At 58.6% G+C, this 12,954-nt stretch carries 14 protein-coding genes and 1 pseudogene; 9 read left to right on the forward strand and 6 right to left on the reverse strand.

What is annotated here, in order from left to right; all coding sequences use genetic code 11:
* Positions 1–498: 498 nt before the first annotated feature.
* From K290_RS0132285 to K290_RS0132295, 3 genes are all read left to right on the forward strand, one after another.
* Entirely contained in the window at positions 499–1,260 is a 762-nt protein-coding gene (locus tag K290_RS0132285) for an SDR family oxidoreductase (RefSeq protein ID WP_028755316.1), read from the forward strand.
* Positions 1,261–1,637: 377 nt separating this feature from the next.
* Positions 1,638–2,072: a CBS domain-containing protein gene (locus tag K290_RS0132290; protein WP_028755317.1), complete on the forward strand. Its 435-nt coding sequence runs from the start codon at positions 1,638–1,640 to the stop codon at positions 2,070–2,072.
* 164 nt (positions 2,073–2,236) lie between these two features.
* Complete coding sequence (locus tag K290_RS0132295) at positions 2,237–3,724, forward strand: cyclic nucleotide-binding domain-containing protein (RefSeq protein ID WP_051264278.1); 1,488 nt, start codon at positions 2,237–2,239, stop codon at positions 3,722–3,724.
* A gap of 124 nt (positions 3,725–3,848) precedes the next feature.
* Here the strand turns inward: K290_RS0132295 and K290_RS0132300 are convergent, their stop codons facing one another.
* Complete coding sequence (locus tag K290_RS0132300; RefSeq protein ID WP_037136808.1) at positions 3,849–4,094, reverse strand: DUF2934 domain-containing protein; 246 nt, start codon at positions 4,092–4,094, stop codon at positions 3,849–3,851.
* 350 nt (positions 4,095–4,444) lie between these two features.
* Between K290_RS0132300 and K290_RS0132305 the strand changes: the two genes are divergently transcribed.
* The 4 genes from K290_RS0132305 (at position 4,445) to K290_RS0132320 (ending at position 7,779) form a co-directional block, all read left to right on the forward strand.
* Positions 4,445–5,302: a sugar phosphate isomerase/epimerase family protein gene (locus K290_RS0132305; RefSeq protein WP_245276720.1), complete on the forward strand. Its 858-nt coding sequence runs from the start codon at positions 4,445–4,447 to the stop codon at positions 5,300–5,302.
* Positions 5,303–5,689: 387 nt separating this feature from the next.
* Positions 5,690–6,478 (forward strand): EAL domain-containing protein, encoded by a 789-nt coding sequence (locus K290_RS35625; RefSeq protein ID WP_037136812.1) that lies wholly within the window; start codon positions 5,690–5,692, stop codon positions 6,476–6,478.
* Between the two features lie 118 nt (positions 6,479–6,596).
* Positions 6,597–7,187 (forward strand): helix-turn-helix domain-containing protein, encoded by a 591-nt coding sequence (locus K290_RS35630; protein WP_202595648.1) that lies wholly within the window; start codon positions 6,597–6,599, stop codon positions 7,185–7,187.
* A 148-nt stretch (positions 7,188–7,335) separates the two neighbouring features.
* On the forward strand, positions 7,336–7,779 hold the full coding sequence (locus K290_RS0132320) for a Ros/MucR family transcriptional regulator (protein ID WP_037136810.1): 444 nt from the start codon (positions 7,336–7,338) through the stop codon (positions 7,777–7,779).
* An 84-nt stretch (positions 7,780–7,863) separates the two neighbouring features.
* Here K290_RS0132320 and K290_RS35635 read toward each other — a convergent pair.
* A pseudogene (locus tag K290_RS35635) lies at positions 7,864–9,466 on the reverse strand (inorganic phosphate transporter).
* 277 nt (positions 9,467–9,743) lie between these two features.
* On the opposite strand from K290_RS35635, the gene K290_RS36965 reads away from it, so the two are divergent.
* Positions 9,744–10,052 carry a GCG_CRPN prefix-to-repeats domain-containing protein gene (locus K290_RS36965; RefSeq protein ID WP_081670484.1) on the forward strand — a complete coding sequence of 103 codons (309 nt, stop codon included), beginning with the start codon at positions 9,744–9,746 and terminating at the stop codon, positions 10,050–10,052.
* 36 nt (positions 10,053–10,088) lie between these two features.
* On the opposite strand, the gene K290_RS35640 is transcribed toward K290_RS36965, so the two are convergent.
* The 3 genes from K290_RS35640 to K290_RS0132345 form a co-directional block, all read right to left on the reverse strand.
* On the reverse strand, positions 10,089–10,571 hold the full coding sequence (locus K290_RS35640; RefSeq protein ID WP_342428049.1) for a hypothetical protein: 483 nt from the start codon (positions 10,569–10,571) through the stop codon (positions 10,089–10,091).
* Between the two features lie 186 nt (positions 10,572–10,757).
* Positions 10,758–11,498 carry a CbtA family protein gene (locus K290_RS0132340; protein ID WP_028755322.1) on the reverse strand — a complete coding sequence of 247 codons (741 nt, stop codon included), beginning with the start codon at positions 11,496–11,498 and terminating at the stop codon, positions 10,758–10,760.
* Between the two features lie 12 nt (positions 11,499–11,510).
* Positions 11,511–11,720, reverse strand: a complete 210-nt coding sequence (locus K290_RS0132345; protein ID WP_028755323.1) for a CbtB domain-containing protein — start codon at positions 11,718–11,720, stop codon at positions 11,511–11,513.
* Positions 11,721–11,950: 230 nt separating this feature from the next.
* Here K290_RS0132345 and K290_RS0132350 point away from each other — a divergent pair, with 230 nt between their 5' ends.
* Positions 11,951–12,514, forward strand: coding sequence for a histidine phosphatase family protein (locus tag K290_RS0132350; RefSeq protein ID WP_028755324.1), 564 nt, complete (start codon positions 11,951–11,953; stop codon positions 12,512–12,514).
* A 114-nt stretch (positions 12,515–12,628) separates the two neighbouring features.
* Here K290_RS0132350 and K290_RS0132355 read toward each other — a convergent pair.
* The coding region (locus tag K290_RS0132355; protein WP_028755325.1) for an IS630 family transposase at positions 12,629–12,954 on the reverse strand (326 nt) is incomplete at its 5' end.

Raw genomic sequence — 12,954 nt, forward strand, 5'->3', positions numbered from 1 at the left:
CCCTCATCACATCATCCCCGAGATCTTATCGCTGGCCCGAAGACTGCCAGCTTCGCTCGCAATCGTAGCTCAGCGTCCTGCCCACCATAACATAAGGCCGCACGCGCAAATCCTGGTCCGCCCAACTTTCCCCTTCTTGGACCACAGCCCGCCTCTCGCGGGCTTTTTGGGTTACCGGGCCACGGCCGGCATAGCAAGCGTGGGCCCGTCAGATCTGCAAGATTGGCCGGGCGTAAACATGCTTGCAGTCAACCCATGAGCGTGAGGACGCTCGTCGGTTATCTGCCCGCATGGCAAACCCAACCAATGCCGACAACCGCGAAGCCGAACTCGTTTCGATCAGGATTGCTCATCGCCCGATATAGCCAACCTACACTTTGGCATCATATGGTCAGTGCTTCCGTTCGATAGGCTGGCGCGCCGGTCTGGCGCATTCTCCCTGGCATTGGTTAGGTCCACTGCAAGACCAACGCAATTTCGCAAATCGGGAGACTGCACATGAAAATCCTCATTATTGGCGGCACAGGCCTCATCGGTTCAAAGACGGCGGAACGGCTGCGCAAGAAGGGTCACGACGTGATCGCCGCCTCCCCGAATACGGGCGTGAATACCATCACCGGCGAAGGTCTGGCTGAGGCTGTTGCCGGAGCCCAGGTCGTCCTTGACCTGGCGAATTCGCCCTCTTTCGAAGACAAGGCTGTTCTGGAATTTTTCGAAAAGTCCGGCCGAAACCTGCTTGCCGCGGAAGCGTCCGCGGGCGTCAAGCACCACATCGCGCTCTCGGTCGTAGGGACCGAGCGTCTGCCGAAGAGCGGCTATTTGCGCGCCAAGATGGCTCAGGAGAATCTGATCAGGAACTCTGGCATCCCCTATACCATCGTTCACTCCACGCAATTCTTCGAGTTCTTGGGCGGCATCGCTCAGTCGGCAACGGTCGATGGCACCGTGCATCTGCCAGCCGTCAATTTCCAGCCGATCGCGTCTGACGACGTCGCCGATGTCATGGCGGACGTGGCACTGACCCCGCCGGTGAACGGCATCATTTATATCGCCGGGCCCGAACGCGGGCGCTTCACCGACATTGTCGCGCGGTTCCTGAAAGCGAGCAACGATCCGCGCAAGGTCGTTGCGGACCCTCATGCCCTCTATTTCGGCACGGAGCTGGATGACCGCTCGCTCGTCCCCGGGGAAGGAGACAACCCGCGTCTGGGCGCCGTCCACTTCGACGCTTGGTTCAGCCAGTCTGCTCGCAAGAACTGACGATCGGAGTCCGAGGCTTGGTTAGCGTCAACCTGCTTGCCGTGTTCGTTGTCGACACGAGCGAGGCCAAGCTGATGACCTCCGAGAAATGAGTTCGACCATCTTGCGGCAAGAGGCCCCACCCTCCCGACACTTGCCGCCATCTCGAAGTGGCGCCACGAGACGGCGCCACTTCGATCGAGTTCTTCGTTATCGGGGCTGTATCGAAGTTCCGAACTTTCTTTCGACGGCACCGATCCGAAGCCCTGCGATCTCCGGAGCTTGCACATACAGCAGCCTGCAGAGAAAGACGCAGGTGCTGAATTCGCTATCCGACGGCGCGAACGAAACAATTTTTGCCCCGGCTGTCAGCCACAGGGCTCTGTCAGGAGGCCATGATGCTTATCGAACGCCTATATACAATGACATCGGCTCGCCTGATGGTAATCGATATCGATGCCACGCTGCAAACCGCCGCCCTTTCGCTTTCCAATCCTGGGATAGGATTGGCCGTCGTCAGCGGCGAGAATGGGAAAGCAACCGGTGTGCTCAGCAAGTCCGACCTTATCCGCCACCTTACGGATCGAGAACCGAACACCTCGGTGGTGACGCTCATGAGCCGGAATATCGTCTCTTGCGACCCCAATGATGAGCTCCTCGCCGTCTGGAAGACCATGGTGGCGCAGCGTCTTCAAAACATGCCGGTGCTCGGCGCCGATTCGAAGCCGCTTGGCGTTCTCGATATCCGCGATGCGATGAAGGTGCTCTTCGAGCAAGAAGAGCTGCAGGAGCACATGCTGGCGGATTACATAGGGGGAATGGGCTACCGGTAGCCGATGGCGGCGTAAGATCGGCTGAACGGTCTCGATGTCGATCAACGGCGAGGTTTGCCGCTGTCGCATTCCAGGACCGTTGGATCGAGGCCGTCCTTCGCATTTGACCGCGGGCACCTGACCCGCCGGAACCAGGCTTCTCCACGCGCCAAGAGATGATCATCATGCAGGCCTATCTTGACGGACTCGCGACGGCTTCCCTTGCCTGGCTGATCATTCTCGAGTTGGCTGGAATAGTCGTATGGCATTTGATCCCGCGTTGGCGGGTGAACCTGCGGCTGATCGTAGAGATCGCCTTCTTCACCGCGATGACGGCCGTCCTTATTTATAGCGACATCTCGCCCCGCCAGTTTCAGGGCTACGGGCTTGAGAATGCCCATGCTTTTATCGTCATCATGGCGAAGTTGCTGTGGTGGCTTCATCTCGCATGGGCGATCATTGGCTTCGTACGCATCTATCTGGTTCTCGAAGGCAACCCACGTGAGGCCCATCTTCTGCAGGATATCGTCGTTGGGCTAGTATATCTTTGCGTTACCTTGTCGGCGCTGGCCTTCGTGTTTGGCGTTCCGATCGGAACGCTGGTCGCCACGTCGGGCGTGATTGCCATTGTCCTTGGCTTGGCACTCCAAAACACCCTGGGAGATGTCTTTTCGGGCATCGCTCTCACGCTCGGGCGCAGCTATTCTTTGGGTGACTGGATTCTGCTTGCTGACGGGACTGAGGGCCGTGTCATTGCCAGCACCTGGCGGTCGACACAGATTCTGACCGGCGCAAACAATGTCGTCGCTCTGCCTAATAGCGTGCTTGCCAAACTCGGACTGACGAATATCAGCCAGCCCGATGAAACGCATCTCCTTAAAATGACGGTGCGAGTCGCACCCACCCGGATGCCCTCCATCGTCGAGGAGGTCATGCAGTCGGTTTTGGCCGGCTGTAACTCGATCGTCAGGGAGCCGCCGCCGCAAGTCGCGTTGAAAAACCTGGATGCCGTCGCCCTGGAACTTGAACTGCAGTTCTGGGTAAAGAACCCGTCGCTGCGGACGAAAGCCCGAAATGAAATGATGGATCTGTTCTATCGCCATTGCAAATCTGCCGGACTGCTGTTGGCGATGCCGCCATCGGCCATCGCGCTTATGAACGAACCGCCGACGGAGGAGCGCGCCAGGCCGCCCGAGATAACGCCGCTTGCGCTCATTGAGGCGATTCCCATTTTCCTTGGATTGACGAGGTCCGAAAGGGAGCTCCTGGCCCGATCATGCGCGATCCGCGAATATCAGAAGAATGATATCATCGTTCAGCAGGGACAGATGCTCGCCTCGATGATGATCATTCGCGCCGGCATTGTTGCAATGCGTTATGGCGAGCAGGAGCAGCGACGGCTTTCGCCCGGGGATTTCTTCGGCGAGAGCGGTTTGCTTGCGGGCATGGGAGAAGTTTGCACGCTGCAGGCGCACACCCGCGTTACCGTCTACGAAATCGATCAGCAGAGCTTCGCGCCCCTCCTCGACGCGCGGCCGGCTATCGCGGAGGAGATTGCCACACGACTCTCCGCCCGTGCCGATCACATCCGCCATCTGCCCATCTCCACAAAAGCACAGGAGCGAAGTGCGCGCGCCTTCCTGAAGGCGATGCGGACGATCTTCGGCAGCTAGCATTTATCAAGCGCACTGCCATAAGCGGCGAGGTGGGTAGCGAAAGCTGCACTGACAGGAGCCACCGGCATGCTCGGAGGGCTTCCGGAGCCCGTCTGGCTGTTCTCTCCGAAATTCCCAATCCTTATCGCGTGCCCGTCAATTTGGAGAGTGGTTGAAGTCCGGCGCTTTTTCCGAGACCAGGCTCTTTTTTCCTGAATTTGATAAGGATTTCCTCGCCGTCCACAGAGGCTCGTGTTCGTTCGAGATCTTCCCGTTCGGCAGCAGCCTGATTCCAATGTTCCTGATCGCGGCCGTAGGGACGGCCTGCTTCTTCCCACAGAGAATATGCACGCCTTTTGATCCACTCATGTGCCTGGTCAGTCGGCATTATGGTCTCCTCCACATCAATGATTATTTTTCGGAAATATCTCGACGAATGTCGTGCCGGCGGACGCCAACATTTTTGTGGGAATTCTCGCGCCCTCGATCACGGACGAGAAACCAACATTCCAAAGGAATGTTCCCTGCCTCTGATAAAAATTATGGGCGCCGTGGATCGGCGCATCTGAAAGGATGCCCGAGCTCTTTCGCGGGAGCCATCGCCAAGCTCTTGACGCCCGAAGGATGCTCCACAATTATCTATTTAGTTACTAGCGTCGCGCTTGGTTCGAGCTCTTCGAGAGAACATCGCGTTGGCGAACGTCACATATCCAATCCTGCAACCAAGCGGAGAAGGCGATGGTCAGCGCCATTGATGTCAAAGCCCCAAGAATGTCGCTGGCATTTTCGACACTGGGCTGCGCCGAGCTGGAATTGGACGAGGCCCTTGCTCTGGCGGCGCGCCACGGCCTCAATGCGATCGAAATTCGCGCGCTCGGCGGTATGATCGATCTGCCGGCCTATTTTGCAGAGCGGTTCGGTACGCCTGCCGGCCTCGTCCATGCCCTTGAGCGTTCCGCCGTAGCCGTTTGCGCGCTCAATACCTCGCTGCGTCTCGTCGGCGCTACGCCGCAAGCGAAAGAAGAGTTCCTGCGCTATCTTCCGTGGGCCGAGGCGGCCGGCATAAAGACGCTGCGCATTTTCGATGGCGGCAGCACCGGCGAAGCAGGCGAACTTTCCGAGGCGCTGACGACGCTTGAATGGTGGCGCGAGATCGCCCGCCGTGAAGGTTTTGCCTCGGACATCATGGTGGAGACGCACGACTTTCTGGTGCACCCGCAGGCACTCGGCCGTTTTCTGGAAGCGGCACCCGATTGTGCCCTGCTCTGGGACACGCATCATACCTGGCGCAAAGGCGGGCAAGATCCTGCCGAGACCTGGAAGCAAGTACGCCACAACGTCAGGCATCTTCATGTGAAGGACAGCATCTCGAAGGCCGGTGGGAAACTGCCATATACCTACACGCTTCCTGCCGCTGGCGAGTTTCCAATGCCGGCGCTGCTCTCCGCATTGGCCGCCGACCGCTATGACGGCGTCATGAGCCTCGAATGGGAGCGGCTATGGCATGCAGATCTCCCGCTGCTCGATCATGCCCTGAGCGCGGCAAGGCAAGCGAACTGGTGGCCGCAGTCCGATGAAAGCGAACCGCAGCGGTGAGTCGGGTCAGGGCTTTGATGTGACCGCCCGAAGAACTTGCATGCCGGACGCATCCCTCAATATAGCGATCCCGTGGCTTGCGGCCGAAGATTGTTGTCACTCGTTTGGGCAGTAATTGAATTAGTAACTCAAAAAACTCCTATCAATTGAATGTTTGATGATAGTAGTTTACATATTAGGAATATATTGATTCTAAGTATGCTGTCGCCTTGACGCGACATATTCTGCTTGCGGAAGGGAAACTCTAGTTACTTGAGTTAGAGGAAGTCGCGCAGATGGAAAAGGCAGCTTCTGGGCACCAGAAATCCCATGCTCCCAACTCGTTTGCGTTATTTTCTGATGTCGGCTTTTCTTTTCGCTGCCCATCTTGCAGCCATCGGAGGCTTGATGAGCGGTAAACGAGGCCGGATTGAAAGGGCGCATAACGCCCTGATTTTAAAAGCGATCGCCAAGGGCGGCCTAAGCTTTGTCGTACAGCCGATCCATGACGCCAAAAACATCGAAGAGATTCTTTATGCCGAGTGCCTCGCGCGCGTAACGGACGCCGAAGGCATCGTTCACACCGCAGGCGCCTTCGTGCCGCAGTTGGAGCAATTGGTCGGTCGCTTCGACCTCGATTTTCGTATGCTGGACATGATTTTGGCGGCCTCGACGGCGGAGCCGGCACTGACGCTCGGCTGCAATTTATCCGCAGCCACCTTATCGGCGCCGGATCGATTTGCCGATATTTTTAACCGAATCAGCCAGCAGCCCGAACTCGCGTCCCGGCTTGTCGTTGAAATCACTGAGACCTATCCGCCCGTCGGCGCCGCCATCGAACGGTTGAAAATGATACGGGCACTCGGTTGCCGCATCGCCATCGATGATTTCGGTACCGGCTTTGCGACTCCCGCGCACATGCTGCAGGTTTCGGCCGATATCATCAAAATCGACGCGGCTTTTGTCCGCGATATCAGGCCGGGTCACAACGGCGGCGACAGCCTGTATCATCTGGTCGGTTTTGCATCTTGTCTTGCTTCCATGGTGATTGTCGAGGGAATCGAAACCGAGACGCAATTGGAGGCGGCACGCGCGAGTGGCGCGACGCATGTGCAAGGTTTCCTTCTGTCCAAGCCGGTGACGCTTCAGCAGCTTCCACAGACAAAGGGCAAATTCGGTCTGCGGGAGGTCGGATGAATATTCCACCTCCTGTCCCGCGAAGCTGCTTGGCGAAACGAACTTATGGTTTGGAGCCCATCGGCGGGAGGTGCGGCTTTCCTGCCTTCCTCTCCGCTTGGATCGCGGAGGTGATGGCATGATCAAACATCCTTCCTTCCCTCGCAATTCCGATTTTTCGGCCGCACACGACGTGCAGGCGCAAGCGCGGCTCAATCTGCTGTTCGAAGAGTTGCAGCGCCTATTTCCCGGCGCCTCCTATATCGACAGCGGGTTGCCGTTTGCTCTCGTCGGCGGGGACGAGCCGCATATCGTCATCCACAACACGTCGGGAGATGCCACAGGACGGGTCACGATCGATGCCGAAAACGGCCTCTACGTCTTTTGTGAACTCGACCGCAACGCCGGCATTGTGCTTGCGACGGCGAGCGAAGAGCGGCTGATCGATGAAATCGTCGCACATCTCTCCGGCAGCGACGAAAACCTTGCGCCACATACCGTGAACACCGCCGTCGGCGTTCTCGTCGGCCAGACCATGGAGGATGTCGAGCGCAAGCTCATCCTTCAGACCGTGCGTCACTGCAACGGCAATCCAACCTATGCCGCCTTCATGCTCGGCATTCCTCTCATCACTCTGTGTACCAAGCTGGCAACCTACTTTGCGGATCCCGCAGAGCACTTTGCAGATGCGGTTGGTCATGCCGAGCCCGTGAAGAAAGACCCACAATGAGCAGGCGTCCTCAACAAGGGATGCCGAGGATGCCGCAAACCAAAACCTGTGGAGTTTGAAGCCAATGCAAGATTCACGAATGGGTTTGTACACAAAGCAATCGCGCGAGGCGGCCCATGCCAGACCACACGAGATCCGGGAAACGATGATGGACGCTTTCAGCAACAGAAAAGACCTGCCTCAGCCGCAAATGCATGTTCTGTTTGAAGGCTGTGTGAAGATTGTTTCGGCCTATGTCAGCCACAATCCCATTCTTGTCGGCAGCCTTCCGAAGCTGATTGCGGATGTGCACGAGGCGCTGCGGGTTTTGAATAAATCCGCATCTCCGCTGGAGCAAGCCAGACCGGTTCCGGCCGTCGACCTCAAGAAGTCGGTGACGAACGACTACATCATCTGCCTCGAGGACGGAAAACGCTTCAAGACGCTTAAGCGACACCTGCGTGTTCACTACGGCATGACGCCCGAGGAATATCGTGCGAAATGGGGCCTTGCTCCCAACTATCCGATGGTCGCACAGAATTATGCGAACCGCCGTTCGGAACTTGCCAAGCTCTCCGGCCTCGGCGCCAACGGCAACAAGCCGCAAGAATAATGGCGCCCCCGAGGAGGGCGCCATTATCGCTGGATGATATTTTGCCGGCTAAACGATGGCCGGCTCGATAACTCGTGACGCCGGTTAGAAGACTTGGCGAAGCAAGATGAAGAGCACGAAGGCAAGCGCGATCGAGGCCGGCAGCGTCAGGATCCAGGCCATCAGCATGTTGCGCACGGTCGACCATTGCAGGCCCGAACCGTTCGCCGCCATGGTGCCGGCGACGCCGGAAGACAGGACGTGCGTTGTCGAAACCGGCAGGCCAAGATGGTCGGCTGCGCCGATCGTCAGCATGGCGACGACTTCGGCAGCGGCGCCCTGGCCGTAGGTCAGGTGGGTCTTGCCGATCTTTTCGCCGACGGTGACCACGATGCGCTTCCAGCCGACCATGGTACCGAGGCCGAGCGCCAGCGCGACCGCAACCTTCACCCAGAGCGGGATGAACTTCGTCGCATGATCGACAGCGGCATGGTAGTTGGTCACGGCCTTCAGATCATCCGGGCTCATCGGCAAAAGCTTCTGCTTGTCGATCAGCTTCAGCGATTCACCGATAAGATAGATGTCGTTACGAACGTTGCCGACGAGGCCGTTCGGCAACTTTTCGACGCTCGGATAAGCGGCGATTTCGGCGCTGGTGGCGTGGATATAGGTCTGCAGGGCCGGCGTGGTTTCGTCCGTCCAGGTCTTGCTCTTCACCGCATTGCTGACGGCGGCCTTTGCATCGGCGGGCGTGGCGACGCCCGGCTTCACATATTTGCCGAGGACCGTCTCGACCTGCGCCGAGGCTGTCTTGTAGGCATCGAGGTAATTCATATCGGGCGTCCGGTTCAGCGCGAAAGCGGTCGGTACGAGGCCGATCAGGATGAGCATGATCAGACCCATGCCCTTCTGGCCGTCATTCGAGCCGTGGGCAAAGCTGACGCCGGTGCAGGTGAAGATCAGCAGACCGCGAATCCAGAGCGGCGGCGGCGCATTGCCCTTCGGCGCTTCATAGAGGTCCTTGTTGCGGATCAGAACTTTGGCAACCAGCAACAACACCGCGGCGAGGCAGAAACCGATGATCGGCGACAGCAGCAGCGACAGGCCGACATTGCTTGCCTGCGACCAGTCGACACCGCTTGTGGCGGAACCGGCAGGCGCGAGGAACTGGTTGGCGAGGCCGACGCCGATGATGGAACCAACGAGCGTATGCGAGCTCGAAGCCGGCAGGCCCAGATACCAGGTGCCGAGATTCCATATGATGGCAGCCGTCAACAGCGCGAAGACCATGGCAAGGCCCGAGCCCGAACCAACCTGCAGGATCAGTTCCACAGGCAGCAGCGCCAGGATGCCGAAAGCGACAGCGCCGGACGACGTCAAGACGCCGAGGAAATTGAAGAAGCCCGACCAGATAACCGCAAACTCGGCCGGCAGCGAGCGGGTGTAGATGACGGTCGCGACCGCATTCGCCGTATCGTGGAAGCCGTTTACGAATTCGAAGCCGAGCGCGATCAAAAGCGCCAATCCGAGCAGGATCCAAGGAAACCGCGGCGGCATTGGCAAGATCGCTGCCGAGGGCATAGCCGACATAAACAAGACCGCCGAGCACGACCAGGCCGAAGAGCGGCAGAAACCACTTGGCGGAACCGCCTGCCCCATGAATAGGGTGATTGCCACCCTCTGTATTGCTTGAAACGACGACGACCATCTCAAACTCCCCTATGGCAAAATAAGGTTTTTCATTTAAGCGTGGTTGATGAAGCTCTCATGACGCATAAAGAGACACTCACTCGGGTTATGGTTGCATCGGCTCTCGCTCGCGGCAAATGCGGTCTCACGCTAGGCGGCAGCGCATGAATTGACCATCTCAACTTCACGTTCAACATCCTGAATTTGCCGCGAAAATGCCTTTTTTGGTTCACCCGGCGTTCAGATGATGGGGGTTTAAATCCGCATGTAAGGGACTTGAATGGAGGACCATCACAATGAGATTGTCCGTGATTGCCGTCGCTGCCGTACTTGGCAGCATGGCGGTATCTTCGGTAGAAGCGATGCCTATCGCCGCTGTTGGCACCGTGGCCAAAGCACCTGTCGTCAATGTCGACTATGCCTGCGGGCGTGGCTGGCATTTGACGCCTCGGGGCGTATGCCGACCGAACCGCTATGGGCCGCCGCGCGGCTATGGCTGGGGATATTACAGGCCGCCACCGCCGCGTTGGGGCTGGTATGGCCATCGCCCCTATTATCGTGACGGATGGGATGGTGGCTGGCGAGGCCGACCGCGAGATTGGTAAAGCGGGACACCGCCGTCCGATGACGGCGGATGTCGTCTAACCGGCCCCGGCCGGTTTCGTCCGCAGGAGCCGCGCGGTGCACCACAGCGCGGCCACTGCCGTCAACAGGGCCAGCATCACTGCTGCCAGACTTTTGCCGTGCAGAAAGATGCCGGCGAGCTGTGGCCGAATAAGGTCAGCCGTGTTGAAGTCCTCGCCGCTGAAACGGCAGAGAATAAGCGACAGGTTGTTGCGTACAAGCACGCCGTCGATTTCGGAAACGAGATCGCCGGCGGACGCCCTTTCGTCCTTCATCGTGCGCATCTGCAGCAGCGCCATCTTGGCAGCGGCGAGATAGGCATGTGAGCATTCGTTAAAAGGGCTGTCCTCATCTCCGACGCTTCCCGGCATGATGCCCCAAAGGCAATAGGCACGCTGAATCTGCGCGAAGTTCAACACGCGACGGAAGGACTCGTCGGTGTCAGATGCCGATGAGGCAAGCGCAACGATACGCCCGTAATAAGGAGCGATCACGGCCATCTCGCCATGGCTCAGGCTTGGTATTGGAATGCCCGCCTGACTTCCGGGCGATCCGCCGGCATGCGCCTCGCGTCCATCGGCAGGCTCAGTGCGCAAATCAGACAAAGGACCGAAAACAGAACCGCTGGTTTTAGCAGGGGCATCCCACGCATGAAGACATGCGTGGGAAGTGTCAGGCTTGCCATTTCACGCCCGGCGCATGGTCGTGCGGCCATGACGAACCTGCGGCAGGTCACGTTCGGCCCATGCCCCGAAAGCAAGGCCAAGCGTTGTCCATAGGATCGCATGCATGCCGAGCGAAGCGATCCGGAACCGCCAGAGTACGACTGCGGAAAACTGCTCCGGCACCTCGTTGATCGACGGCAACAGATACTGGATCAGCGCGATGAAAACGATATAGCCGATGCCGGCAAGGATCGCGCCGTTCCAGGACCCATACCGTGCCGCCAGCCGGCGACCGAAGCCAACAGCGACGATCATACCGACGACGGATGCGACGATCATGATGAAGAACAGCTCGGTCCTGGCGCCGATGGTGTCCGCATTGCCCACTGCCGGTGGATTGGCCGGATATTTGATATCGGGAACCAGGGAGATGGCGATGAAGGCGGCGATCGCCAGCAACGCGGCCGTGCCGCGGGCGCCAAAGGGGCTGACCCGACCGTAGACATAGGCAAAGACCAGGGCAAAGAGCCCACCGACTGCCGTTGCATAGACCATGATGCCGGTGAAGAGACCGAGGCCGGCCTGCGTGGCGCGGCTGACGATTTCCGGTTCCGGCATTTCGCCTGCGGCCTGGGCAGCTTGCTCTTCAAATGCGATCGCCCGATCGACGAGTGGCTCGCCGAACGTATGAGCGAAGGCAAATATCAGAATGCCAGCAAACACTCCGACCAGCATGCCGCGGAGCAAAAGACGTCCAACCATGGGCGTTACCCCTTAGTGGCAGGGGAATCCGAGCAGATGGCGCCCGTCATGCACGAATTCGTGCACATTGGATCCGGAAAATAGCGCCGTCGCGCCTTCTTCGGCGCCGATAAAATAGATCGCCAGCATGAGGAGAAGACCGGCGAAGATCGCCCAGGGCAGGATTTCCCCAAGCGGGATCGGCGTCGGGATTGCGGTCGGTGCGAAGGTGGTGTCAGACATTGTATTCCCTTTTTGAATAGCGCGTTCCATTTGCGGAAGGGGAGTTTTTACGGGAAGGGTCTGGCTCTCTAGGGGCGGTATCCGCCCTTCGATTACAGTGGCGCGACCGCGCCGGCATTTCACCGGCTTCCACACCCGTATGACTAAGTTTATATCTGGCTGCAAAGATAGTTGTCAATCAAACGCCATCGCGATGCGAAATCGCGACAAAGATGGAGTTATCGCGCTTTATGAAAGGGCGTCTGAGCTGGATTTGTCACGGGCCGACGCGGGCCAATCGTGAGGGACGCTTCCCCGACGACGAGCCGCTGGAGGCAAAAGCGCTCGAGCGAATTCAGCTGACCTCCAGATTCGGAACGGCCGATCAAGCGTGGACGAGCCCGGCGCTGCGGGCCCGCCAGACGGCCGCGGCTTTGGGGCTCGACGTCATGGCGGAGCCGTCCTTTCGAGAATGCGACTACGGGCGTTGGCAAGGCAGGCCGATCACCGAGCTCCATGAGACCGATCCGGAAGCGCTGTCGCAATGGATGTTGGACTTCGATGCAGCGCCGCATGGCGGCGAATCCTTGTCCGCCGTATTTGTCCGCGTCGGCGCTTGGATGAAGAGCCACATCGGCGATGGCGGTCACATCGTCGTCGTTACGCATGCGACGGTCATTCGCGCCGCCATTCTCCACGTGCTGCAGGCACCGCCTCCGGCGTTCTGGAGCATCGACATCGAGCCTCTCGGCATCGTGGAAATGACCAGCGATGGCCGCCGCTGGCAGCTCCGTTTTCCGAATGCCGCGAGATAGCGACTGGACCATCCCGCTTGCAGGTGGCACCACCTGCAAGCGGACAAGATGCTCCAGATTCAAAAACTAGAGCGACCTTACCGTTTAAATGAACGCTCGGCGCTCTAGAGCATTTCATGTTTTGTTTGAAGCGTATCCGGCATTGACAAGATAGTTGGTGCACTCGTCTGGATCGATTGTCTGGACGAGTGAGCCGAGATATCGCCAGGTGTCGTCGACGGTGCGCTTTTGCGCTTTTCGCATCCAATGCTTGATCTTGGCGAAGGCCTGCTCGATTGGATTGAGGTCAGGTGAATAAGGCGGCAGAAACCAGAGCCTTGCACCGGCGGCCTTGATCAACTGGCGTATCTGCGCGGATTTGTGGCTACCCAGATTGTCCATGATGACGATGTCGCCTGGTCGCAGCGTCGGGACGAGTTGTTGCTCGACATAGGCCTTGA

Source organism: Rhizobium leucaenae USDA 9039, from assembly GCF_000426285.1.
GTDB classification, from domain to species: domain Bacteria; phylum Pseudomonadota; class Alphaproteobacteria; order Rhizobiales; family Rhizobiaceae; genus Rhizobium; species Rhizobium leucaenae.